The sequence below is a fragment of the Sporosarcina sp. ZBG7A genome (assembly GCF_000813425.1).
Taxonomy (GTDB): domain Bacteria; phylum Bacillota; class Bacilli; order Bacillales_A; family Planococcaceae; genus Sporosarcina.
The window spans coordinates 173,149-199,981 of the sequence record NZ_JWIB01000013.1; the positions used below are offsets into that span (position 1 = coordinate 173,149).

Annotated in this window: 17 protein-coding genes and 1 pseudogene; 5 read left to right on the forward strand and 13 right to left on the reverse strand. The window is 42.4% G+C overall.

Annotated features, from left to right (window positions below; all coding sequences use genetic code 11):
* Window positions 1–37: 37 nt before the first annotated feature.
* The 6 genes from RL70_RS05910 to RL70_RS05935 all read right to left on the reverse strand — a co-directional run bounded on the left by RL70_RS05910 (window position 38) and on the right by RL70_RS05935 (window position 7,766).
* Window positions 38–1,273 carry a threonine synthase gene (locus RL70_RS05910; protein ID WP_039042492.1) on the reverse strand — a complete coding sequence of 412 codons (1,236 nt, stop codon included), beginning with the start codon at window positions 1,271–1,273 and terminating at the stop codon, window positions 38–40.
* A 450-nt stretch (window positions 1,274–1,723) separates the two neighbouring features.
* Window positions 1,724–3,040: a cytosine permease gene (locus RL70_RS05915; RefSeq protein ID WP_052245803.1), complete on the reverse strand. Its 1,317-nt coding sequence runs from the start codon at window positions 3,038–3,040 to the stop codon at window positions 1,724–1,726.
* A gap of 54 nt (window positions 3,041–3,094) precedes the next feature.
* On the reverse strand, window positions 3,095–3,409 hold the full coding sequence (locus RL70_RS05920) for a cupin domain-containing protein (RefSeq protein WP_039042493.1): 315 nt from the start codon (window positions 3,407–3,409) through the stop codon (window positions 3,095–3,097).
* Between the two features lie 15 nt (window positions 3,410–3,424).
* Window positions 3,425–5,161, reverse strand: coding sequence for a hydantoinase B/oxoprolinase family protein (locus tag RL70_RS05925; protein ID WP_039042494.1), 1,737 nt, complete (start codon window positions 5,159–5,161; stop codon window positions 3,425–3,427).
* A 1-nt stretch (window position 5,162) separates the two neighbouring features.
* Window positions 5,163–7,205 (reverse strand): hydantoinase/oxoprolinase family protein, encoded by a 2,043-nt coding sequence (locus tag RL70_RS05930; RefSeq protein ID WP_039042495.1) that lies wholly within the window; start codon window positions 7,203–7,205, stop codon window positions 5,163–5,165.
* Window positions 7,206–7,220: 15 nt separating this feature from the next.
* Entirely contained in the window at window positions 7,221–7,766 is a 546-nt protein-coding gene (locus RL70_RS05935) for a helix-turn-helix domain-containing protein (protein WP_039042496.1), read from the reverse strand.
* Window positions 7,767–8,932: 1,166 nt separating this feature from the next.
* Between RL70_RS05935 and RL70_RS05945 the strand changes: the two genes are divergently transcribed.
* The 3 genes from RL70_RS05945 (at window position 8,933) to RL70_RS17230 (ending at window position 13,140) form a co-directional block, all read left to right on the forward strand.
* Entirely contained in the window at window positions 8,933–9,685 is a 753-nt protein-coding gene (locus RL70_RS05945) for a hypothetical protein (protein ID WP_156137918.1), read from the forward strand.
* Between the two features lie 105 nt (window positions 9,686–9,790).
* Entirely contained in the window at window positions 9,791–11,545 is a 1,755-nt protein-coding gene (locus RL70_RS05950; protein ID WP_052245804.1) for a sulfatase-like hydrolase/transferase, read from the forward strand.
* 182 nt (window positions 11,546–11,727) lie between these two features.
* Window positions 11,728–13,140 (forward strand): VWA domain-containing protein, encoded by a 1,413-nt coding sequence (locus RL70_RS17230; RefSeq protein WP_052245805.1) that lies wholly within the window; start codon window positions 11,728–11,730, stop codon window positions 13,138–13,140.
* Between the two features lie 144 nt (window positions 13,141–13,284).
* Here RL70_RS17230 and RL70_RS05960 read toward each other — a convergent pair whose 3' ends face one another.
* From RL70_RS05960 to RL70_RS18285, 3 genes are all read right to left on the reverse strand, one after another.
* Window positions 13,285–13,833 carry a signal peptidase I gene (locus tag RL70_RS05960; RefSeq protein WP_052245806.1) on the reverse strand — a complete coding sequence of 183 codons (549 nt, stop codon included), beginning with the start codon at window positions 13,831–13,833 and terminating at the stop codon, window positions 13,285–13,287.
* 39 nt (window positions 13,834–13,872) lie between these two features.
* Complete coding sequence (locus RL70_RS05965) at window positions 13,873–14,640, reverse strand: hypothetical protein (RefSeq protein WP_039042499.1); 768 nt, start codon at window positions 14,638–14,640, stop codon at window positions 13,873–13,875.
* 284 nt (window positions 14,641–14,924) lie between these two features.
* Window positions 14,925–19,112 carry a S8 family serine peptidase gene (locus tag RL70_RS18285; protein ID WP_039042500.1) on the reverse strand — a complete coding sequence of 1,396 codons (4,188 nt, stop codon included), beginning with the start codon at window positions 19,110–19,112 and terminating at the stop codon, window positions 14,925–14,927.
* A gap of 530 nt (window positions 19,113–19,642) precedes the next feature.
* Between RL70_RS18285 and RL70_RS05975 the strand changes: the two genes are divergently transcribed.
* Entirely contained in the window at window positions 19,643–20,908 is a 1,266-nt protein-coding gene (locus tag RL70_RS05975; RefSeq protein ID WP_052245807.1) for a helix-turn-helix transcriptional regulator, read from the forward strand.
* Window positions 20,909–20,978: 70 nt separating this feature from the next.
* Here RL70_RS05975 and RL70_RS05980 read toward each other — a convergent pair whose 3' ends face one another.
* Complete coding sequence (locus RL70_RS05980; protein WP_039042501.1) at window positions 20,979–22,328, reverse strand: hypothetical protein; 1,350 nt, start codon at window positions 22,326–22,328, stop codon at window positions 20,979–20,981.
* A 432-nt stretch (window positions 22,329–22,760) separates the two neighbouring features.
* Window positions 22,761–23,309 carry a competence protein ComK gene (locus RL70_RS05985; protein WP_197054081.1) on the reverse strand — a complete coding sequence of 183 codons (549 nt, stop codon included), beginning with the start codon at window positions 23,307–23,309 and terminating at the stop codon, window positions 22,761–22,763.
* Between the two features lie 770 nt (window positions 23,310–24,079).
* On the opposite strand from RL70_RS05985, the gene RL70_RS05990 reads away from it, so the two are divergent.
* Window positions 24,080–24,571 (forward strand): sigma-70 family RNA polymerase sigma factor, encoded by a 492-nt coding sequence (locus RL70_RS05990; RefSeq protein ID WP_039042503.1) that lies wholly within the window; start codon window positions 24,080–24,082, stop codon window positions 24,569–24,571.
* A gap of 855 nt (window positions 24,572–25,426) precedes the next feature.
* Here the strand turns inward: RL70_RS05990 and RL70_RS05995 are convergent.
* Both RL70_RS05995 and RL70_RS18365 read right to left on the reverse strand, forming a co-directional pair.
* Entirely contained in the window at window positions 25,427–26,329 is a 903-nt protein-coding gene (locus tag RL70_RS05995) for a hypothetical protein (protein ID WP_039042504.1), read from the reverse strand.
* A gap of 117 nt (window positions 26,330–26,446) precedes the next feature.
* Window positions 26,447–26,755 (reverse strand): annotated as a pseudogene (locus RL70_RS18365) (pectate lyase-like adhesive domain-containing protein); the annotation flags it as partial.
* Window positions 26,756–26,833 lie beyond the last annotated feature (78 nt).

The following is a 26,833-nucleotide window of genomic DNA, read 5'->3' on the forward strand; positions in this document are numbered from 1 at the left end:
CGCTCCTAATAGGCTGAACTAGTAATCTTCATAATCCCTACTCTTCAATGAAAAATTCCTCTTTATTTATTAACTCCCCCGGCTGTAAAGTAGGAAGCTCGAAATCGACAGTATCCGGATATTTTATTCCCGCACCTGTGTTTAGCACGACAACCACGTCGTCCTCTTTAATCCAATTCTCCTCGCGTAAACGGCGTGCTGCTACGAATGCTGAAGCACCTTCCGGACAAACAAAAGCACCCTCCAATTCCGCAATCTTTTTTTGTTCTTCCAAAATCGCTTCATCATCTATTGCGATAGCACATCCATTTGTTTCATATAGCGATTCCAGCACTAAAAAGTCTCCTAACGCTTTCGGTACATTAATGCCAAAAGCTATTGTTTCAGAGCCTTCCCAGAACTCCGATTCTTTTTTACCCTCTTTCCATGCCTTGACGATTGGCGCACATCCATCGGATTGAACTGCGACCAATCTAGGAAGTTTACCTTGTGGTATCCATTCAAGAGTTTGCAGTTCCTTTAATGCTTTATAGATTCCGATGAGTCCGACACCGCCACCCGTCGGATATAAAATCACATCAGGTACTTTCCAGCCCATCTGCTCCGCAATCTCATACCCCATCGTTTTCTTTCCTTCAATCCGATAAGGTTCTTTCAGGGTGGAAGCATCAAACAATCCCTGGTCGCGTACAGTTTGCGCCACAATTTTCCCCGCATCACTGATTAACCCATCTACTAGGTAGAGATTCGCGCCTGCAATCGCACATTCATTTCTCGTAATCTTCGGGGCATCCACCGGCATGACAATCGTTGATTTAATCCCGCCACGTGCAGCATAGAGAGCCCAAGAAGCTCCAGCATTTCCATTGGTCGGCATGGCAAGCTCCTGGATATTCAATTCTTTAGCCATTGACACGCCCACTGCAGCGCCTCTTGCTTTAAATGTCCCTGTAGGAATAATCCCTTCATCTTTCATATGCAAATTCGATATCCCCACGTCTTCCCCCAACCGTTCCATTGAAATTAACGGGGTCATCCCCTCTCCTAGAGTGACGATATTTTCTTCACGTTGTACAGGAAGCAATTCCCTATAGCGCCACAAGTCTGGTTTTCTTTTTATAAGATCGTCAGGTTTTAATACGTTGCGTAAATCCTCCAAATCGTAATTAACGAGCAAAGGGGAACCACACGAACATAGTTGATGTTCTACTCCTGCACTGTACTCCTTATCACACTTAGGACATTGTAGATGTGAGACATAACTGAATTTCAACCGACTCCACTCCTTCTCCAAACAGCCTATTTTCAGTCAAACTCTCTAGCTGCAATGATTCCTCATAGGTTGCAATCATTAACTGTTCAATACTATATGTAAGGTGATTCTGATATATCACATACCAGTATCAGCGGGAAGAATCATTTGTATCTATTTAGTACACAATGGTGGTGTGGTCTTTATAAAACGCAAAAACACCCTCTAATTGTCTCCATTAGAGGGCCTTCGCAATAACCTATTCCACACATTTTTCATTCTCTAGTTTGTGCAACCTACACTCTCTAAACATGCGGAGCACATCCAATTAACCCCTTGATGCAGATGAATTGGGCTCCTTTATGGAAAATCTCACTAAATGCCGAAGTTATTCCTCGCTTTGATGGAGAAACTAGTTCGACTGTCGGAGAAACCACCACCGGCGTCGGAAACTCACCTAGATTTTTCCGATTACTCCGTAAACTGATCTGGCGCGTATTCCTTCTTCAATTTCATCGCAATGACATACGTAAGAATCGAAACTAAAAGCGATTGAACCGCTGGAAGCCCCATCGGATACACGTATTGTGTTAAGTAGCCAATCACAACACCCGCTGCAACAGCAATCGTTGCCATCCAGTTCCAACCTGGCACCTCGATCCACTTTTGCTTACGGATCACGAAGAAGTCACCCATCATAACGCCCGCAATCGCTGGATACAAGAGAGCGGTTAGGTACAAAAAGTCTTCGAAGTATTGAAGGATTCCCGCTAGCGCGACAATGATAGCTAAAATCGTTCCTACCAACGTTAATAATGCGCGCCCTCTCCCGGAATTCACGTTCAATAGATTCGCAAGCGCTAATCCCATACTGTAGTTATTTACTAGCTGCGACGTCCAAGTTGCAAGCCACAAAATTAAGAAGCCCCAAAATGGAAATCCTAAATTCATCATGACATTAACGATGTCTGCGTCCCCAACACCAACGGACATAATTGCCCCTACGATGAACAAAGGGAATCCAATAACCGCAATCCCGCTCGGAATGATCCAGTTGTCTCTCCAAACCGGTTTCGCATACCGCGTATAATCGGATGCGATTACCCACTGAGATACGTTTACGCCAATGACTAAACTGATTCCCGCAAGAATTGTCATGCTTGGTTCCGGATTCCACTCCATGATTTTATGCAACCCAGTGTTTTTGAGCGTCAAATATATTCCGCCAACAATTAGAAGCAATCCTGAAGGAACCGCTAAGTAATCCGTCCACTTCATGGAGTTATACCCTATGATAGAAGGAAGTGCGAACAACAGACCTGCTACCGTCGTAACGAGTGCCCAGCCAATCCAATTCGTTTGATAATCAATGCCAAACATCGCTGACATCGCATTCCCTGCGACAGCAGTTTGCAATGCCCACCAACCGAGTGACACGATGAAAATCGTGAATCCGACAATAAAGCGAGCTTGGACAGTTCCAAAACTGGACTTGGCAATTACAGATGAAGAGCGTCCTGTTTTCGCGCCGATATATCCTTGTAGCGCGTTCCCCGCCCACTGGAAACCGAATAAAGCGATGATAAGAATGAGAAGAATTTTAGTCATACCGAAACTTGCGGTTAATGACGCACCTACCATGAGAACTGGGATCGTAAATTCCAGTCCTCCAAATATGACTGCAGGCGTTAGCCAATGCTGACGCTGATTTTCAGGGACAGGAGCCAATGCGTTATCTTGGCCAAGTATATCGTTATGCGCTTTCATATTTTCTTTTTGACCGTCCATCGGCTCACCCCTCATGAATGTATAAACCCCCAAATTCTATTGCTAACAGGTAACTTACGCTTTCACTAACGCAAACACTAATTCCACAGGCTCGTCACCTTTATTCATACACCAATGTAGTTCCCCCGCAGGAATGAAAGAAGCCTCGCCTGCGGAAATTTCAAACGGTACACCACCAGACTCCCCAATAAGAGAGCCTTTCGTGATGAACGAATACTCTTGTTCCTCATGGAAGGTCGTTCCTTCGTTCGGCAACCGTTCACCGGTTGGAATCGACACGTACCCGAATTTCACTTCTGCATTCGTGAATTGATCGTGAAACAGATTTTGTACAATCTCCTGTGTGTCTTGCGCTGCTTGTTTTTGCATCCAATCCATCTCCCTTTAGTGTTTTCTCGTTTTAAGCTCTCTATATCCAAACGTGTCCGAATCAACTTCAACACCGAAGATCGCACCTGCTTCTTCCACTGTGAAATAGTCATTCTTCACATCTCTAGCAACTTGTGCTGCGTCACGTTCTAACGGATTACCATAACCTCCACCCGTACCCGTAACGAGTCTCACTACATCACCTTTATTCAACGGATATCTAGGATACACACCGAATGGGCCGTCTATTGTGCCATCTGCTTTATCCACAAAGAATTCGTTCGACGATCCATCATGACCTCCACTAATTCCCCATGGCATGAACTTGTTGCGACCATACGTGACAGTGACAGCTTGTCCGTCCGTCATTGCACGATAGGAACGAGTAACACCTTTTCCACCAACAAACTCTCCTGCTCCTGATCCATTTCCATCTTGACGCAAGCTATATTCATCCAACATAACGCCGTATCGAGTTTCAGCGACTTCAACCGGAACGTTGTATGTTTCCCCATCACCCATACAGAACTGTCCAGATGCACCATCGTTTCTGTTCGATGCACCCCATCCTCCAACGGATGGCTCTACGATCAAGAACGATTCGTCAGTATCATGATGCGTCCCGGATAAAGTCACTGCACATACCGACAAAAAGTGTCCAGCATTCAGACGCTCTGGTAGGTGAGGTGCCATCGCTTTCCACACCAAGTCTAAACTGCCTAATAGCGTTTCAAAGTAGTTCGAGACCGGAACTGGGCGCTCTGCTGACATGATAGATTTCGGATCCGTTAAAATCCTCAAAGGACGGAATACTCCATCGTTTACGTCTTGTTCAGGATTTGTAATTGCTAAGAAAATCGCGCGAACTGCAGAAGTTAGTCCCGTCTTCGAGCAATTCATTGGTCCAGGAACTTGTGGTGAGCTTCCTCTAAAGTCACAAATGAATTCATCATCCGTAATTGTCACTTTCACCTTAATTGGGAACGGTCCATTTCCAATCCCATCTGTGTCAATAAAATCTTCTGCGTAAAAAACACCTTTAGGTAGCTTTTTTAGCTCTTCACGCGCCAACACTTCCCCATGGTCCAGCAAATGCTCAATCGCGGCAAGAATCGTTTCCGTTGTATGCTTGTTACAAAGCTCGTTCAACCTGCGATTGCCTGTTTTCAACGCTGCGACTTGTGCCCACATATCTCCAAGAGACAACTCTGGGAATCTAACATTCGAGCGGATCATTTCAACGAGGACATCACTCACTTTTCCTTCATCATAGAGCTTCAGACAAGAGAATTGGAGTCCTTCTTGGAAGATATCGACAGAGTCATTCGTAAAGGAACCTGGATCTTTTCCTCCCACTTCAGTCCAATGTGCCTTATTTGCAGAGAACGCAATCAGCTCACCATCCACAAAGATCGGCATGACTAATCCAACATCAGAAAGGTGAGAACCTCCACCTTGATAAGGATCGTTAATAATAATGATGTCGCCTTCCTTCAACTTATCTCCTGGATATTTTGCTAACGTCTCCTTAACCATGAATGTCAGCATTCCGATGAAGCCCGTCACACCATTTCCTTGAGTGAGGAGATTCCCTTTCGCATCGGTAAGTCCACTCGCATAGTCCAATACTTCATAAATGATTGGACTCATCGATGTTCTTGCAAGGGCTGCAAACATTTCATCCCCTGTAGCGAGTAATGAGTCTTTAACGATTTCCAGCGTAAACGGATCAATTGTTGTCGTGTGCGTCATATCAGTTCTCCTCCTTTACAATGATGAGGTTGCCATACTCGTCTGCGTGGAGCTGTTGTTGCTTATAAATCACAGTAACCGCCGCTTTTTCTTCAATTATGGCCGGTCCTCTCAAGACTTCGTTCGTCGGTAGTTTCTCTCGATCGTAAACGTTTGTTGTAAGCCATCCTTCATTTTCAAAGTAGACTTCTCTCTTTTCTTTATAAGCGGATTGCGGTGTTCCCGCTTTGATTTGCTTCTTAATTTCAGGCTTTTCAACTTTTCCGAATGCCGTTAAATGCAAATTAACAATTTCCGTTTGCGCTTCTTCCAGCTTAAACGTGTAGTTCTTTTCATGGAGCTTATGGAAGTCTTCAATTGCCTTTTGCTTACTCGCATCCGTCCACATATCATTATCCACAGGAACTTTCACCGTGTGTTCTTGACCGAGATAACGCATGTCCGCAAAACGATGGTACTCCACTTGTTCAGCGGTCATTCCTTCGTCTTCAAAATGATGCAAAGCTTGTGTTTCAATTGCTATCCATGCATCGTTGATTTCCTCCAACGTCAATTCATTCATCCGCTTAATATATGTTTTGATGTAATCGTGTCGCAGATCCGTCAACAACATGCCCCAGGCGGAAAACACAGGTGATGCAATTGGGACAACAACTTTTTTCACACCTAGCTCCAGTGCGAGTGCCGGTGCGTGCATCGAACCCCCGCCACCAAAAGCAAGCAACGTGAAATCTTTAGGGTTGTGACCTTTCCGAATCGAAATGAGCTTCAATGCATTCAACATATTCGAGTTCGCAATCCTGATAATCCCGAGTGCAGCCTCTTCAGCAGACATCTCAAAACGTGATCCAATTTTTGACTGAATTCCTGATTTCACAGCTTCCATGTCCACTTCATAATCAAAGTTTTTCGATGACAGACGACCTGTTAACAAATTTGCATCTGTCGTTGTCGGTTCCTTCCCACCTTGGCCGTAAGCAATCGGTCCAGGGAATGCCCCCGCAGATTGTGGTCCCACTTTTAATGAGCCCGCGGGATCAATCCATGCAATTGAACCTCCACCGTTTCCAATCTCAACGATATCGACAACTGGCGTCTTAATCGGATATCCTGCATGACGACTATCCCGTTCTATATAATAATCCGTCGACACTTTCACTTCACCATTTTCAATCAATGAACACTTTGCAGTTGTCCCACCGATATCAAACGCAATAATATTCTTCTCCCCAATCATTTCACCAAGCACTGCAGCACCAAAGATCCCGGCAACTGGACCCGATTCAACCATGCTAATTGGCGTTTCTTTCGCACTGTCAAACGTCGTTGTCCCACCATTCGATTGCATAATATAGCGTTGCTCCACATTGCTTTGTGCCTTCAATTCGTTCTCTAAGCGATTGATGTAAGAGGTCGCGACTGGCTGAACGTATGCATTTAACACAGTAGTATTCGTACGCTCATACTCACGCCATTCTTGAACGATGTCACTAGAAATCGTTACTTTCACTTCTGGCCAAAGTTGTTTTATCAATTCTGCAGTTTGCTGCTCATGAGCAGGGTTTGCATACGCATGCAAATAAGAAACCGCAATCGCTTCCACCTGTTCCTTTTTAAAGAACTCAACACACTCTTTCACATCTTCAATCTCAAGAGGAGTCAATACCTCACCTTTATAACTCAGACGCTCATTCACTTCTTTACGCAAATAGCGCTCTACAAACGGTTCCGGTTTCTTGTAGTTCACATTGAACAAATCCGGGCGGTTTCCACGTGCGATTTCCAGTACATCACGAAATCCTTTCGTTGTAATAAGAGCGGTCTTGGCACCCTTTCGTTCAGTGAGCGCATTGATAATCACAGTCGTTCCATGAATGAACATCGACAATTGCGACTGATCAATTCCGCTCTTATGAATCACATCAAGGACTCCTTTTTCAAAGTTGGGTGGTGTCGTACTACTCTTCGCTACGCCAATTCCCCCATTTTTGTCCACATACACTAAGTCTGTAAACGTACCACCGATATCTGTTGCTACTCTCATTCGACTCACTCCTCATCAAAATATAATAGGCGTCACAATACTTAACACAATACTTTCAGTCTCTAAAGGGTTTTCCCACTGGTGAATCAGACTCGAAGGAAAATGAATCGTATCCCCTTTGTACAAATGATGTTTTTCACTGTTTAAATAGAAAATAACTTCACCATCTAACACATAATAAAACTCTTCTCCACTATGGCTGTGTGAATGTTCTTCATGCATTCGAGGTGGCAATGTCACCTTCAGTGGCTCCAGTCGCCGATTGTTGAATTTTCCAGTCAGTCGTGAATAGATCTGACTCCCCTTCGTTGTCGAAAACGAATGGTGGTCATTCCCCCGAACCACAAAGGTTTGTACTTCTTGTTCTTCTTCAAAAAAGTAGTTGATATGAATGTCAAGTGCGTCCGAAATCTTCTTCAGTGAACTAATGGACAGAGAAGAAGTTCCTCTTTCGATTTGTGATAAAAAGCTGAGCGATAATCCCGTCTGATCACTCATTTCTTTCAAGGTTAAGTTCCTCTCAACCCGCAAGCTCTTAATTCGATTATGAATCTCTTCCACAATCCAGACCTCCAATTACTGTGTGAGTGTAATTTTTATGACTATAGCATAATTAGTAAACTGAATGCAATGGGAATTTTTAATTATCTGTTTTTAATCGTACTACTTAGAAATTTTAGTTCATCAAGTGAATTAACTACCAACCCGGTCGATAAAACCGCAACAAGTTATTGATAGATAATATTAATTAGCAAACACTACTAGTCTCAAAGAAATTCAAATATTAGTAGCATCACTTTATTACACTATCTTTATAAGAAGTTTGTTTATATTTTCTCCCTAAGACTATTCATTCACACAAGAATGTTTTTGTACCAAAACACTCGGCTAAAGAACTTCCATTTTCAATTTCATAATTATTTCAAGATATTGTTTAGAAACCATTTCATTCATTACCATGCTATTTATATCGTTAATTACGGAAAGGCATTTCACTGACATAACGCAAGGGAAAGAACCTTTCGATATCTTTTGAAAGTGCACCTAGCCCCTCCCTAAACAAGCGAAGCGCACCCAATTAATCCCTTAAAAGCACTTTAATTGTGTCTCGATTCCGATTAATTCACCCTTATTGCCGATTCTTCACTCGATAGTTCCGATTCACGCGCGGATCTTTCCGATTTCTATCGCCATCGCCCCTAGCCCATCCCCAAACAAGCGAAGCGCACCCAATTAATCTCTTTACGCACTTGAATTGTGTCTCGATTCCGATTAATTCACCCATATTGCCGATTCCTCGCTCAAAAGTGCCGATTCACGCGCGAATCTTTCCGATTTCCATCACCAAAGTGCCGATAACCAGCATCATCTATCCGATTTCCATAGTCAGCGCCCCTAGCCCCTCCCCAAACAAGCGAAGCGCACCCAATTAATCCCTTTAAGCACTTGAATTGTGTCCGTTATCGAGAAATTCCACTATGTGATGGAGAAATTGACAGATGTGATTGAGAATCCCCACCAAGTGTCACAGAAACTACTCGCAGTGTCGGTCAACCCGATCCAAGTGATCGACAACACAAAAACCCTCGATCCACCTCCAACTAAGCCCCCGCCTATCTCATCTATACAATTCCTTTCTATTCTCCAGCCCTCACACATACCATTTATAAGAGCGAGCTTTACTGCCCGACGCCGCGCAACAAGCACTATCCAACACAAAAAAAGGAGTGACACCCATTAAAACTTGTCCAGTTTGCAACCACACGCAACTTGACGGAAATTTTTGCGGGGAATGTGGGAACTCGTTTTCCGCCATACGCAAGCGAACGACAGCCGTAGAAGTATCGACCTCGTCCACAAACGAGCCTCTTGAAAAGTTAAAAACAGATGCAAAGAATTTCATGCAATTCCTATTTCAACAACTCAAAACACCATCTGCCCACTTTCACACTAAAAACGTCTCAGTACAAAACAGCATACTCAGTATCATCTTATTCATCCTTCTCACGTCCGCTACCTTCTACGCAGCATTCCCGACAAGCCTAAACACTCTCAGCCCATCCTTTTTCCAAGTCGTTCTCTACTTGAGTATCTTCTTTTTCCTAGTCGTCGTCGTAAATCTCATCGCAATCACGAGCACCGTCAAACTGTTTTCAATCTCTGAATCCGTCTCAGAACTCACCCGGAAAATAGGTGGATTCTATGCCATTCCCATCGCACTTTCCACAATAAGCCTACTGCTCACACTCGTTCATTCCTTCACTCTATCCACCATTCTTCTAGCTATCGCGATCTTCATCGCATTCATCCTCATTCCTTTATTCTCTATCACAAAACTCTTATTCAAGGAACCCACATCCATCGATAGCTTTTACGGTATCCTCTTTTATATCGCCGTCACAACAGTCGCGTCCATTCTTCTCGCAACATTCATTGCGGATACGGCTATTGGAGAAATCCTTAGATTCCTGAAATTCTAATGCCAATCAACCTCCTTTCACCTTCCTCCCTAAACGAATTACACGCTCGTTCGAACTCGTCCGTCATACACTAGAGGGTACTTACAAATTAGGAAGGTGAAACTTATGAAAGAACATCATACAAATCCCAATAGTGGTTCGGGGAACAAACAGCCGAATATTCTTTTCCTAATGGTCGACCAAGATCGATTTCCCCCAGTATACGAGACAGAAGAACTGAAAAAGTGGACCCGTGAAAACTTAATAGCGCAGCAGCTGTTGATGAAAAACGGAATGACATTTCTTAACCATTATGCCGGCAGCACAGCTTGTGCACCGAGTCGGACGACATTATATACCGGGCACTATCCTTCCTTGCATGGAGTCACACAAACACCTGGCGCTGCAAAAGGATCCTATGACGCAGACCAGTTTTGGTTGGATCCGAACACGGTTCCTACAGTAGGCAACTACTTCCGCGCTGCCGGATATGACACATTTTGGAAAGGAAAGTGGCACGCTTCCGAGGAAGACATCGTGATTCCCGGTACGAAAAACGCATTACCAAGTTACAACACAATTACAGGGGCACCTGATAAGAAAAACGAGAGGATTTATCGCCAAGGAGATCGTCTTGACACGTTCGGTTTTTCAGATTGGATTGGACCGGATCCCCATGGAACAGACCCTCGAAATTCTGGGTCATCTGCAGGTTTTGGAACGAGTGGACGGGACGAAGTGTATGCAGCGGAAACGGTAGAATTGATAGAAGCATTGGAACGAACTTCGAAATGCGAGGAAGAAGCAACGCCATGGTTCATCCAATGCTCGTTCGTGAACCCACATGACATTGCGCTGTTCGGGATATTTTCAGCTCTCCTGCCCTCATATAATTTCGAAGTAGATCCGACACTTCCGCACATCCCACCCGCTCCGACTACTCACGAGTCACTAGCAACTAAGCCATCTGTGCAAGACAGCTATCGCCTCACCTATCCAAAAGGATTGCAGCCAATCATTAACACCAATTTCTATCGTCAACTGTATTACAGCTTGCAGAAAAAAGTGGACGACGAAATGATGAAAGTACTCACTGCGCTTCAACAATCCAGCTTTTCAGAGAACACAATCATCGTCTTCACATCCGACCACGGCGAACAACTCGGCGCGCAAGGCGGACTTTATCAAAAATGGTATTCGATGTACGAAGAATCCATCCATGTCCCCTTCGTCATCCACAGTCCTCAGTTATTCCCTCAAGCAAAACAGACAACTCCCCTGACAAGTCACGTCGATATTTTACCGACACTGCTTGGTTTGGCAGGAATTGACGCAGCTGAGGTTCAGCACAAATTAGCTATCGATCATACGGAAGCTCGACCTCTTGTCGGAAGGGATTTAACACCACTCATAGAAGGACGTCAAACCTTCTTCCGTGTGGATGAACCGCTGTATTTCATGACGGACGACAACGTATTCAAAGGACTTCATCAAACGAACCTCATTACAGGAAAACCTTATGAATCCGTCATCCAACCAAGTTCAATCGAAGCCATAATTGTCTCTCTTAAAACTGGTCCTGCCGGCAAATCAGAAATCTGGAAGTTCGCCCGCTACTTCGACAATCCCCAGTTTTGGACAGATCCCGGCGTCAGTGATACGTCGTTTGTGGATGAAGACGGGTGTATCGTCGAAGTCGTCAAAACCGAACCAGTTCCTGACCAATTTGAAATGTACAATCTAGCACATGACCCGCTTGAAACGAAAAACTTGGCGGATCCAGGTTGCTGTTCCCCTGAAACCGAAGCGATTCAACGTACGCTTCTGAATATGCTCGAAGGTCAGCGCTATCAGAAGCGCTTGAAACCGAAAAAGGGTTGAGATGGCTATGGAGATTCAGAATAAAAATATGTCTATCTACTGAAAAATCCTCTTCCCGAATTATAAAGGGCGAGGATTTTCTTCTTGAGCAGTCAAGACGACACGCCTAATTCACTATGATGAAACTATTATTGAGAATTTCCGTATACATAGTAAACCTTTCACAAGGGGGCTGTTTATGTATGAAGACGAAGTTCGCTATGATCATACTCTCTGCATGCATCGTGTTGGCAGGATGTTCAAAAGATGCGGAACCTGATGATGAAAAAGTGACGGCTGTCGTACATGAAGACGACAAGAATAGCACAAAAAAAGAAGTTGAAGATAAAAAACCTTTCACCAAAGGGGCGCAGGCAACTACCCCCGAAGAACTCGCTCAGCTCTCACCCGGAACGTTAACAAAGGATTTTACGATTGAACAGGAAACCTCCATGTGGAGCAAACGGGAGGTCCCTTCCGAAATCAAGGAAAACTTTTTATCAGAGATGAAATCCATAACGGAATCCACTAAAGATCCTGAAGAATTGCATGGTGCACTCATCCACTTACTCGGTGGTGCACAGTACGGAGAACTTGTTCAACCACTCATCGACTTTTCGCCTTCGTTCAAAGAACCGATTTTACCGGAACCTCGAGAAATTCAAGGAGATGAGGAACAAAAATCTGTTCCTACTAATGGCATCATCCTATTGGACGCAAGCTCTAGCATGCTTCTCCAAGCCGACGGGAAACTGAAAATGGATACCGCAAAAAGCGCAGTGAAAGGATTCGCCTCCATGATGGGAAAGGAAAGCGACCTATCCCTTTATGTATATGGACACACAGGAACTCAAAACAAATCAGACAAGGCGCTATCGTGTGGCACAATTGACGAAATCTACCCGCTAGCAAGCTATGACGAGAAAAAATTCGACGAAGCGGTCGATCAAGTTAAAGCGAGCGGTTGGACGCCACTAGCTAGAGCCATTAAACAAGCTCGGCTTGATCATGAAGGGGAGGATTCCGACATCACTCTATATATCGTCAGTGACGGAGCCGAAACGTGTGATGGGGATCCAATTGCAGAAGCCAAAAGCTTCGCTGAACTCGCAAATGACCGTCATGTCAATGTCATTGGATTCCAAGTGGATCAAACTGCAGAAAACCAATTGAAAAAGGTAGCTGAAGCAGGAAACGGGACGTATATGGCCGCAAATTCATTGGAAGAAATGACTTCCAACATCGCAAAAGTCTGGCTCCCTTCCGACCTAGACCTCGCTACGCTCGTCTATCAAAAACCGGTCGGATGGCCAGAAGCCATGGCTTACGAAACGGTACGACGCTCAAGCGACAAAATCACATTCGCCATCAACACGGAAAGTGATCGCTTCGCTGGAGCCACCAGCCTTCTTGAAGAGGAAGAGTTGATTGACGAACAAACCGCTCAGGAATTGCTTGATATAATTGAAAACACTCGAACAAAATACCGTGACATGATGGATATAAAGGAAGAGGAAAAACGTACGTTGATCCAGAACGAAGTGGATCGTATCACTAAGTTGGTGGATGATTATAAAGAACGAATGGAAAACTTGAAGAACGAGCAGGGGAAATGAGGAACTGTATCAAGCTGCTAGGTTGTAAATGTGATCCCATAATCAAGCAATCCATCCACTCTAACTTCAAATTTAAAAATCCCTCATCCCCGATTTCACGGGTATGAGGGATTTCTCATTTACTAATTAATTAACTGAGCAAATTCAGTTCCCTTCCATAGGAACTCCATCCACATCGTCTCGTTTACGACTAAAAATCCCTATCGCGAAATAGCCTAATGTCGGAAGGATCACAACCAACAGCATTCCCAATGGACTTTGAATCGACTTCACAAGATACCCAGCATTCGGGATAAAGAATGACTGTATTCCGAGCAGATTTCCTGCTTGGACCAATTCTTCGTCCATCATATTGTTATTATCACCTTTGGTCGCAAAACTGATTTCACCGGAATTGTTGATGACTTCAACGACTCTGTGGGTAATTAAATTGCCTCCACTTTCTTTGAAAGTAATAATGTCATCTACTTTAACATTCGACGCATCCACTTTTTTGACGAATAGCATATCCCCCGTCTCGAAGATGGGATTCATACTATTGGATAGTACGGTTAACGGTTGATAGCCGAAAAAGGAAGTGGGCTCTCCTTTGTTGTTGAACTTTTGGTATGCAGTCATCAAAACCAGACCAATTACGGCAATGACAAATAGACGAAACACTAGCGTACTGATTTTCTTAATGCCATTCTTCAAAGACTCACCCCATCTCCCTATTTTATTGAGGACAAGTTATTATTTGCTTTCTTCTTTGTTCTCTTCCTTATTTACCTCTTCTTTTTCAACTTCATTTTCTTTTTCTTTCTTAGCTTCGTTTTCATATGTTGAACCAGTATCCGTTTGCTTCGCGATTACATTCAAGCCTGCTTTGTAAGCGGCTCCTTGGTATTCGTTCCCCGCACTTTCATCAAGCTTAATGCCCATCATGATGTCGATATACTGGCCTTCATCCAACTCCCAGAACTGTTCGTTCTCCCCGTCACCTACTAAGATTTCACCAGATTCGATCTGCTTTGCAGATAAAAGAGTCCCCATCATTTCAATGCGATTTTTGCCATCATTTTCAGAAGACAAAACTTCATTTGTCGTACCGTTAAATAGGTTGTCTAGTTTAATTTTCGAATCTTCGTATGCGTCTTGGCCTGGTTTAACAGTATATTTCATCGCAATGAATCCTACTTCATATCCTTCTAGAGATGCTTTATCAACAGAGTGTGTATACGTCGCTTTAATATGCGCATCCATATCGCCCGTGTTTGAAATTGAAAGCCACTCCCCATAATGGAGTTGAGAAGGTGCAAATTGCTCGGCTTTGAAGATTGGTGTATCAATATTACCGCCACCGTTGATCTGCAGAATTCCGTTTTTCATTTCCGCTTGAGCATTTGACTCTGAAGTGAACCAAGAATACGTTCCAAATCCAGTGGATACAATCAAAGCTCCCGCAAGTGCCGTTCCTAGTAAGACGTTCTTGGACTTCTTCATCCCTTGAGTTTTAACCATTTCGTATTCCCCCATATTCTTATAGTTAGTTTTGTTCGAATAAATTCCGATTGGACGGCGTTGATTTACGCTTCAGGTGGACGCGTTCCGAGGGGCTCGATTTCACAGGACGTTGGTCATGCAACCGTTGCGACAGGACATCGCCACCTTAGATTGCCTCGGTCGCTAACGCTTCCCGCGGGGTCTGCAACCTTCGCTGACCCCACCGAAGTCGCTACCTTCCGCTTCAATTAACGGATATTCTAATAGATTGTGTGGACATTGCACTAAAACAAACTTTATAATCACTCAGCAGGCTCCAGTCCAATCGACTTCAAAAGGTCATTGATGCCTTTGTTGCCTAACTTCTCCACTGGCTTTTTCTTGGAATCTTTTGCAACTCTTAAGAAGTTCTTCTCGACTAGGCGGATGTCAAGTTCGTCTACTATGCCATCGATGTTGATGTCCGCTGCTTTGTCTTTCTTTCCGTATAGACCGACAATTCGCATGACGTCCATGATGTCAATGACGCCGTCGTTATTAACATCTCCAGCGTAATTGGATGGTGGATACGAACGGGACCACATGCCTCTCCAATCGCCATCGACGTTTTTCGAGAGATCTACTGTGCTTACTGAATTCAAATGACCTGGAACTTCTACTACGACTTTGTAATCTCCTTTTAGTGCTGGGATGTCTTCGATGAAGAATGCGCCTGAAGACTCAATTGCTCCTTTATACTTTTCACCATCTGGGGCTTTGACGTAAATTTCCGCACCGATTTTACTTAAATCGACGTCATAGAAAATTTCACCTGTTTCTTCCAATAAACCTTCTGGTGAAATATAGCCTTCTAATTTAGAAGTAGAAGGGACAATGTCAAACAGGTCATGTCGCAAGGCTTCGATTTTAGTTGGCGTATTACTTCCTACAGCTGTGTACGAAGTATTCATAAAGCCAAATGCAGATTTACCTCCGTAGTAATCATCGCTAATGACTTCAAATGTGACATCTATGAACGGCTGATTACCGCTTAAACCTTTCACATTCTCCCCTTCTAGAGAAGCACTAATTGTAGCTGTTGTGTCTCTGAACTCTTCCTTGAATATTGGTTTAGAGATTTCGATATCTAGATCATTTTCATCTGCATACTCTTCAAATGCTTCGTTTGGCTCGACATCTTTCAACTTGAAAAACCCGTTCATGAATGAAATATCGAATTTGCCGCTTTGCATATCTTTCACATTTTTTAATGTCAATGTTGCTGTAATTTCATCGCCTTTTTTCACTTTGGATTTGTCATAAGAATGCGTTGCGTACTCTGTCCCTTTTTTCACAAATACATAGTCGTCGTATCTCGCAGTAGTTCCCATTTCAACTGTCTGCAATCTAAGCTTCAATGCCTTTGTAGCAATGTCCTCAGGGAGTATTCCGAATTTCATGTCCCCATTTCCTTCGATTGGAAACAATCCACTTGGGAACGCTGAATTCTCATAGTAGACGCTCATATTAGCGGACTGATCGTAGTTCAAGCCTTTTGACTGTAGGTAGTCAATCGACGCATCATACACATTCGTATGGACCCATACTGCGTGGTGACCATCTTCATCTGTATACATAGAGTCGTCCACTTCGATAATTCCTGGCTTTAAATCGTTAAACTTCATTTCAGGTGCTGTATTATCAACAACCGCAACGCTTTCGTCTACATACGTTTTGCCTTCTTTGTCTTTTGCGATCATCAAGAACTTATAATCGCCTTCTGGTAAATAGGTATTCTCTTCTGAGATTGGGTACTTTGGATTTCCAGTAAATTCATTGACAACACCTGTGAACCCTTGTGTGATGTAGAGTTCACTACCTGGCAAGATATCCGAAGCTCCGTAAAGCGATCCTACATACCCAATCGGCTCGCCGGATTCGCCATCTGCAATGACAATGTCGACAGTTTCCATAGGACTCTTGAAGCTAAATGTAACTGGCGTAAACGGAATCAAGAACGTATGGAATTCTTCCCATGTATTCGTAATGACAGGTCTTTCCAGTTCTACGAAGTCAATCCCTTTGCTAGTCACTCGAATCGCAAACGGTACTTGGTAACTTTCACTCAGGTTATCTTCATTCACAAAGCGAACGTACCCTTCATAAGTTCCTTCCGCAGCCGTTTTAGGTACTTGAAGTACTGGGTTTACTGTCTTTTCACCGTTTGCTGCAACTGCAACCGTCTGGTCCACTGCGAAAGTCACACCGTTTTTCTCAGCATCTTGTCTACCGTCTTTTGCACCCAAGAATTCAACGTCCACTGCAAACTTCTTGCTTTCTTTGCTGCTGTTTTTAATGACAACAGGTCGTGACACTTCGATTGCTTTGCTATCTTCTGATAGATAATGAGAGCGGAAGGACAACGATGCGGTTTCATTATCAACCGTTACCACTTCACCATCCTCAACCGATTCCGTTTGATCTAGGACTTTTACTGAAGTATCTGCGTGAACTGCGCCATATGCATTAATGCGCCCAGCACCCATTTCATACACGGAGTACTCTTCTTTTAAGTCTACAGATGTATTCATCAATGCTGCTTTCACGTCAAATGGTGTGTAGTCAGGATTTTCCTGCAAAATAAGTGCTGCAGCCCCTGCAACATGTGGTGCCGCCATCGATGTCCCTTGGATTCTGGCATACGCTGAATCGTAACTATTGCCTTCCGGATCGTTCATGTACGATGGATACGTTGAATAGATGGCAACGCCCGGTGCAACAACATCTGGTTTAATGTCGTACGATTGCGCAACTGGTCCCCGCGAACTGAAATCGGCTAAGTGGTCACCTTCAGATTTCGTATTTCGAAGTTCCCCGAACTTGAATGTCGCTTCGCTTGCTTCAGCCATCGCCTTCAGTTGTTCCCCATCCTTTTTTGATAAACGGAAGGATGGAATATAGCCTGTACTTTCACCGACGTAATGAGGAATTTGCCCCTCTTCATTGTTATAAACAATGACAGCCGCCGCTCCCGCTTTTTTAGCGTTTTTGATTTTATCATCAAACGCAATGACTCCGCGTTCGATCAATGCAATCTTTCCAGCTAGTTCCTTGCCCTCAAAATCAGTAGCGTTTCCGAGCCCTGCAAACACGACAGGAAATTCCTGATTCTGTAGCTCCTCAATTTTGTCTGAGAAGTTTTTAGCAAGTAGTTGAACATCCGTAAATGCATCGTCATTCGCACCCGCTGTATAAGTTGGAATGGTTTGCGACACGTCACTTGCACCTACTGTAATTGCGAGCGCACTCGTTCCCGGCGAACCAATGGTCATCGCACCATCTCCAGCATTTCCTGCAGCTACTGTCGCGACTACCCCTGATAACATCGCATTGTTCACCGCAATGGATAGTGGTGAAAGTGCACTATTAACGTTCGCACCAAGAGATAGGTTAATGACATCCATCTCATCTTTTACTGACTTGTCCACACCTGCAAGAATCCCACTAGTTGACCCACTCCCGTACGGTCCAAGCACGCGATAGTTATACAAGTCAACTTCAGGAGCGACGCCTTTGACAGCACTATCTACGTCATTTTCTTGTTTACCTGCGACTGTTCCCGAAACGTGAGTTCCATGGGACGTGTAATAGACATTTCCATAATTATCTCTCTCGGGTTTGCCCGACTTCTTCCAAGTTTCATACGTTTCTTCCATAGGATCCGCATCATTGTCTATGAAATCCCATCCTTTTACAGTGTCCGGATTTACCGAACTCGGATCTACACCGTCTTTCGCTGTATATCCTTTATATGCTCCCTGCAAGTCCGGGTGATTGTAGTCAATCCCTGTGTCAAGGACGCCTACTTTGATACCTTGTCCCACAATTTTTTCATCGTGTAGCTTGTCAACACCGATTTGGGGAACACTGTCTATCATTTTAGGTTCCATTGGATATTCTTTCGGATCTGGTAAATCCAGTTGTACGACATCATCTTTCCAAACACGTTTTACTTCCCCGATACGCGCTAAGTCTTCCACTTGATTTCCAGGTAACGTTATGGACACTCCATTAAATGCATCGCGGTATTCATGAGTGATTTCCACATCAACCGATAGCTTCTGCTTGGATTTCCCTTGAATGGCTTCTTTAAATTTCCTATGGGACGCTTCGACCTTATCTTCAGCTTCGTACAGTGTAAGCTGATTTGGATTATTAGCTTGCTGCACTTTAGCTGGTTCTTGCTTGAATTCTACAATCACATTCACTGGTTGCTCACTCGTAGTATTAATGCCCGGTTGAATTGTAAAGCCCGTCTCCGTTCGGATTTCATTGAGCGATCGTCGTTGCTCATCGGTCAGTTTGCTTAGCATTTCTTTAACATCATTGACGTTTGTCGCAGCACCTACTGTTTGTGTCGGTTGGAATGCTGCTGCCGGTAATAGCATGGCAGCCAGCATCACTTTTGCCACTTTCGACTGGACTTGGTTCCCCTTTTTACGTTTTCCCATTACGTACACCCCCGTAATTTTAGTAGTTTCACCTTCGAATTCTCGATGCAGACTAGGCGATTGTCCCCCCATCTCGCATCCGTAACGTTAACGCTACATTACTTTTAAACAAACTAGTATTGGGGTAATTTCAGTATTCAGATTATTTTAAAATGTATATTGAACTACCTTTTTTATATGAAAGCATTACAAAAGGTCCTTGCCTAAGGAAAATAGCAAGGAATAAGGTTTCATTTGTTATAGTTTAATAGCTAAAGGTAATTACATCTCTTAAAATATTGTGTATAATTACATTCAACTCCGAATAGTCCAACATATGAAACAGCTTATTGTGAATTTGCATTCCCCCCATTAGATGAAGAGAAAATCGACCCCGACTAAACTTATTAACGTCCATAACTTCGAATTCCCCCAATTATTCGGAGAGAGACTCATGTATATCTATGAACTGTGTTTATTTTCAGAAAAACAAGTCTTTTGGTTTATATTCAATTTAAGCAAATAAAATGTTGCGAATGGAGGGATTAGTGATGTATGAAGGCAAAATCATTAAATTTTACCGTCAGAAAGCGAAGATCACTCAAGAAGAGTTAGGTAGGGGAATTTGTTCAGTTACGCATATTAGTAAAATTGAACGTGGTTTAACGGAATACTCTCCCGAAATAACAATGCTCTTGTCACAACGACTCAAAATTGATATGAAACAAGAGCTAACTAGCTTGGAGAACTTGAAAAGCAAACTCGATATTTGGCATGAGTTCATGATTTCTCAAAACCGACAAGCCGCCACGCTTCTTCACAATGAGATGAAAGAATACAAACTTCTTGAACTCTCAGAACACGCGACCTATTACAAGCTACTTGTTGCAAATTACTATCTCACTCAAGGCTGTACGAAAAAAGCAAAAAAGCGGATTGATGAGATTCAACGAACTGTAGAAGAGTTGTCTGTTTACGAGGCGAACTTATTCAAACACGTACTCGCTCTGTACTATATTTCGGTAGATGAATATACAAAATCCATTGATATTTTCAATACAGTAGATTTCAAATTTTATTCCAATCCTTCTATCTACTACGATTTGGCAGTGGCTTATCAAAATGTGCATTCGCCAGTCCTAGCGTATCACTATGCAGAAAAAGCTTTAAACCACTTTAAAAAGACCAACCAATTCCTCCGTATCATTGACACAGAAAACTTGATGCTCATACAAGTCGAGTCCGATCAGTATCGGAATTTCAACGATACGATTGAACAATATGAAAACTTGATAAAACTATGTGACCTTTGTAATTCCTTAGAGAAAAAAGCAAAGGTACTACATAACTTTGCCTACGAACATTTTAGAAGACAGAATTACGAGACTGCTGGACAGCTCTATAAAGATTCCATGGCTTTGAAAGACATTGATTCTCCGCTCTACTTATTATCCTTGGAAGGTTATACGCGTAGCGCACTTATAGGAAAATTCTTATCTCAAGAAGAACTTATCGGACTGATTGAAGAAGGTTTGAGCATTGCAGATTTGTGCAATGAAACCTTGTATCGCCTCATCTTTACCCTTCATAAGTATTCGGCTTTTCAACAGAAGGATGAGTACCATACGTATTTATTCGACAGTGTACTTCCTTATTTGAAATCACACGGATATACATTAACAGCGCAAACTTATGATCGAGATTTGTTCAACTATTATACGGATAAAGGAAATCCCGATAAGGCGTTGGAAGTGGCGGAGCGGTTTATTAATGAGGATTATGTGAAGCAGGATGAGGGTGTTGAGTTGGTGAAGTGATAGAGATTTTAAAATGTTATACAAAAAACGAGGGCAGCTTTGTGAATTACTGACCTCGTTTTTATAGTTATCAAGATTGCTCTACCTTCTTTCTCAATAAAATCGACCCTACATTCTCATCTCGATACATCACTCGAACCTGATAGTCACCAAATTCATAAGTGAGAACATTGCCAATATCATAATTTGTGCCTACTAACCATTCATCTTCTTCAGATACTGGATCATTTTTAGAGTCATGAAGTGGTTCTCCTAACATCTCTTTCAACTCAGAAATTGTTTCTTTATAATTCCCACCAGACAATTCAACCGCTTGAATGTTATCATCTTCGCGATCGAAATAGAACGATTGACCGTCAGGATAGGCATAATACCAGCCACCTTCTGTGTCATACTCACCTAGGTGATTTGGGTTTTGTTCTAAATACTTTTTAAGGGAAGAACCTACCGTCCCTTGTTCATTTAAAATATATCCTTTTTCCAATCGACTTGGTAAATCATCAGGATAGGTTAGATGAGGGAATGGATACGTGTATTCCTCAATCCGATTCCAATTATCAATGATATGTTGATAGTACTCCCGAATATCCGCTTCCATCGTGTCATAGTGGAACGGTCCTTCTACCAATAACTTCGTTTCATCGAAGAGTGTCAATTTCACTTTCTTAGGATCCCATTCATACGTTCGAAAAGCCCAGCCATTTGGATCTGTAGTGAAATAATCATAAGTCTGGATATAACGATCATCGACAATCTTCAAGTCACTTGTTGACGTTGAAATAGCCACTTGTCCCTCCACAGATATCGGAACAAGTTCACCTGATTGTACTGTCCAAAGAGATAACTCCTTGGAAGTAGAAGTGACAGACTCCGACAGCTGAACTATTGCTAAATCGTCCCATTCACGTGCGACAATAGGCTTCTGGCTTACATTCAACATAACATCCTGCGACGCGACATCTTGCAAAAATCCTTCTTCCCCATCCGATTCCGCTAAGTAAAATGCCACCTTTCCTTTGTACAGTTCTTCTCCTTCCTGACCCGCAAAATTTGCATCGTCTTTTGATATCACTGTCATTTCACCACTATCCGTAGGCAATACAAACAGCTTCACCTGCTCGCCCTCTGAAGTAAGTGTAGTCATATATAAAGCTTGCTTTTTCAAATCATCTACGGACAATGCTTTGTTTGTGGCCATCACGTAAGTGTTCGTCATTTCATGTGAACTAGTATTGTCCTGCTCTCCATCCACAGATCCAATCTCTTCAGCCTGTCCCTCTTCGGATGATTTCTCTTGAGCTACACATCCACTTAATCCAAGAATTGCGACGAACGCTCCTATCATGACCATTGAACATTTCTTCATCCTAGCCCGCTGACGGCCTATCAACATCTCTTCAAGTTCTTTCCTATTATTCATACGTTTTCTGACCTCCATGCCAGCCATCTCATTCTTATAAATTCCCTATTTCTCTTAAGTCTACCATTTTGAATAACAAATGGCATATTGCATTTTGCTCATAACTTTTAGTTTCTAGGTTATATGGCTAACAAAAGAGGAAACCATTCAGAGACGTGCGAGAGGAAAACAAATTCGCAATCTTCCAGTTGCTGAACGGCATCAACATCCTACTCAGCAAATTGGGCGAGGTTCAGACTGATGTACGCGTCTACACATTTCAGGTTCATATTTAAGCTTCCGTTTATCTAAATACTTTAATGTCTTAACCTTGGATGTACGCCAATGAATACAGCATGTAATTTTAAGTAATATCAAAGCGCGTGACACTCAAGAATTCGAGTGGCACGCGCTTACACTTTTCATGACATCTTTACACAACTTTCTCCCAGCTTACTCCTCTGAATAGTTTAATCCTCTTCCATTTTTCTTAATAACATAGGAATGCGTGTACTTCTCGCGTACCTTCATGGCCTGTTCTGTATTCATTTCAATTCGATATTGCAACTTGCATGTACGTAAATATCGATTCTCAAATATATTATAACTGATGGGCAAATCCACTCGACTGCCGTTATTCAAGGTAACTGATACTTGGCCGTCATCATTTTCCACATATTCTTTTACATGTTCAATCGCTACCCAAGTACACTCCGGGTCTTTTGGAGAACAAGTAGGTGTCATGTAGATACCATGTTTCTTGCTAATAGCAACCGGAGAGTAGGTGCGGCTGCCCAAAATTTCATTCGCACCTTCTATTGCTCCTTTCAAGCTGGAACCCGCACGACGCAAATTAAAATCGACGATCTCCGTAGGCGTTTCATTGACAATCAAAATCTGATCGCCTTCCAAAATCATCGAGAGCAAGCGACCATACTCATTAAAGTACGGAAAAATTAAGCATGTTTCAGTTGTAATGATGTACTTGTGTTTAGTTTTCAACATCCTATCCCCTTTTTTTGGATTTTACTTTATTTTTCGTTAAAAAAGGGTATACTAGCATATAAGCTGGTACACCCAGCTGCACTGCCTTAAGTGATTGGGTCTAGCCGGACTATTATCACTTAAGGCTTTTTTGTGCTCCATTCCCACCTGCTCCTCACCTCCTTAAATGAGCACCTCTTCGATACCACTTCTCATATGCTTCGGACATATGATTAAGAGTATCCCGGTTTTTTAAAAAATACTAGCTGTTGGTGTTGCCCCATACTTTTCTATATAAGCTACACTCAGCGTGTTGACTGTCCAAACTCGTAGTCTATTTAGGTCTCCCACAGCAAATAATCGATACATTCTAATGATAATTAACAGAATTTACTTAATTAATTTTATTATATTATAAATTGAGTAAATAGCAATAGATAATTTGCAATATATAGGAGTATTTGTAGTATTATTGTCTATTCTGGTCGAACGAAACCTAAAGAGTACCTAATCTGTACACAAATCGTTGTTTCCTCATTAAAATAATTGTATTACGCAGGAAAGGTACTACAAAAATCCAAGGATTCCATGGATTCATTTATTCTCTATATCAAAACTACTTTTCTTCAAAGACTCCTAGGCGAAACTCGAAGTCCCCCGTACACTTCTTCTAGATTTACCTAGTCAAAACTTTAAAAACCATGATTCGTTTTCTTCTTCCGTCCCCTCTATGATGAAGTCACCCAGGGAATAAAACGCGTCGTGCACGGCCATAAAGGCTGATTGAATTGATCACATTTGAAGAAGTACTCGAACAATACACACCTATGTTATCTGCAGTTATTCGAAAATTGCACATCTACCGAGATTTTGAACACTTCCGCCAAGCTGGTCGAGTTGCCCTATGGCATGCGTGGCAACGGTTTGATGAAACGAAAGGAGACTTTGCGCCATATGCCTACCGCTCCATTTACGGGGCTATGCTCGATGAGCTCAAGCGCGAAACACGTTTCAGTGACATGCATATGCCAGCAGAAGATGATCTCTTGGAATATGTAGGAACTGATCCGCGAATTGAGAGGGATTTTTGGGGATTGGAGGATCTTCTATCTGAACTCACCTTTCAAGAACGTGAACTGATCGTCCTATTATTCGTGGATCGTTTTTCGCAAGCAGCATGCGCCACTCATTTCGGGATATCCGTGCCAGGTGTGAAAAAACGGAAAGAACGACTTCTGTTGAAATTGAGACACAGACTAACTGACAGGAATACGTTTTAAAACTAGAATAGAAAACAAACAGCGGTCTCTTATACAAGTAGAGACCGCTGTTTTACATATACAGAATAGACAATGAAACCTCGCTACTTCAACTGATCTGCATCCCAGCAAGCACAAAGATTCGAACCGCTTCTCCTAACTCTTTATAAAGGGCTACACTTACTATCTCGCTACACAAGTTTCAGCACTTATGAAGAAATGCACACTTCCTCAGCTCAATGTATCGACATCCTTTGAAACATCTGACGTTTGAAGTCATGGATAACACCTGCGTGACACGCACCTTTAAAAATATTCATAGTAGCAAATAATTTCATTAGGACACTTTTCAGCTTTCGGCGGCGAGGGGTTCTGAATTTTGTAATGCGCGCACTTTCAAAAATAAGATTGGTCGTGACAATGACCTCTTACCGAAACTCATAAAAGACACACAGAAATAGCCCTCCAATCGATCGTTCGACCTTGAGGACTTTCTCTTTCACACATCTACCAAATTGTCAGAATAGTGTCTTAAGTGTACGTTGTACAGCTTGTTTCCTTCACCATTTGCAAGGATACAATGTCGACTCGCTTGGATGAATGTGACTCGGATTGTGTAGATTGTGTGAGTGATGTTTCTGATGCGTGTTGAATGGATGAGGATGCTTCGTGTAGTCATGATTATGTTATCTACTTGAAATTCCCATCAATACGGTTGTGAAAGTAAAAAAAGCCCTCTAACCGATTGCTCGATTAGAGGACTTATTCATTCATGCACTCATCAAATCATCTGATTAGCGTATGAATTTCACGGTGCACAGGTACATGTTTTTCTGGGATCCGATTCTCCGTTGTATAGCTTTCTACGACACTTAATTACTTGATAGAAACCTTAACTTCTTTATCCTCTGAAGCTTTTTCAGCAGTAAAAACAACATCTTTTGATCCTTCAACATTTGTAACATCCCAGTCAACTAAATCACTAAACGCTGATGCTGTTTTTCCAGCAATGGATACAGGCGTATCGCCTTTAGAGATTTCAATCGTTTTTTCACTAGTAACTGTACCATCTTCAAATGTCACTACTATTTTCCCAGTTCTAGCTACTATCCCATCAATTGTAAGAGTATTTACTTCTCTTTTTCCTTCTCGACCTTCACTACCTTTTTGCTTTTTAAGAAATTCGCCCTTAATCTCTGCTCTGTTTTCTTTTTCAGGAACGTCAATTTGAAAATCATAAAACTTATCCAATTTAGATGTAAATATCACTTCACTACCGACATTTGTAATCACCCATTTAGATGTTAGCGGTGTAAATCTTCCTTTTAATGTAATATAAAAGTCTTTGACAATAGCTTCTGCAACTTCATCCCCCGTTGCAGGTTTAGGAACACCACTAACTATTTTTTGTGTTGCCCCAAAATAATTATTATTAGTAATAAACCCATCACCATCATTCATATTAAAGACAAAATTGCTCATCTTAGTAGCATATCCTTCATCAAACTTATAGCTGACAATTGTTTTTGCAGCTTCCATTGCTTTTTGTCCTTTAGTTTGTTCGACTAGATTTCCCCTGACGTCGTTCTTTGGTGTTTCAGGTATATCAATTTCTTGTGGGTCTTTTAATGTAACACCCTCTTTAATATTAATTATTTCTACGCTGTTATCAGCATTATCCAAAATTACACCCGCAGCAGTAACAATGAATTCTCCAATTGAACCCTTAACAATAACAGTAGCAGCCTCTGTTACTTTTACCGAATTAATATGACCCATTAAAGTAACATTTCCCTTGGCCGCAATTTCCACCTCACCATTAACTGTCCCTTTGTTGTCAAAACTGGTTCCATTGAAATCATTGATTACAATCGAATTCAGCTTCCCACTGTTGGTAAACGTATTAGTCTTAACATCAACTATAGTTGTTTTGCCTGTAACTCCAACATTTCCCCCAATGAGGAAATCTGCATTCCCAGTTTTTACAGAAAGATTACCAACAACCTTACCACCTGCAACAGATGAATTAATGGAGATTACACCAGCTTGGCCGGTATTAAAATTAATGTCCCCTGTAAAACTATGACCGTTTAAATCAAATGGTAAAATACGACTGACATTAATTGACTCCGCAGCGATATCATTTGTTAAAGTTACTTTAGTGACCTTATTATTTGCTAGTGCTGCTTCTAATTCAGCTTTCGTTCCTACATTTGCTAGTCCAGAGCTATTCCCGTCTTATACTGCATGTCCTATGCAGCTTTCGTTTCGGGCCTACACCGT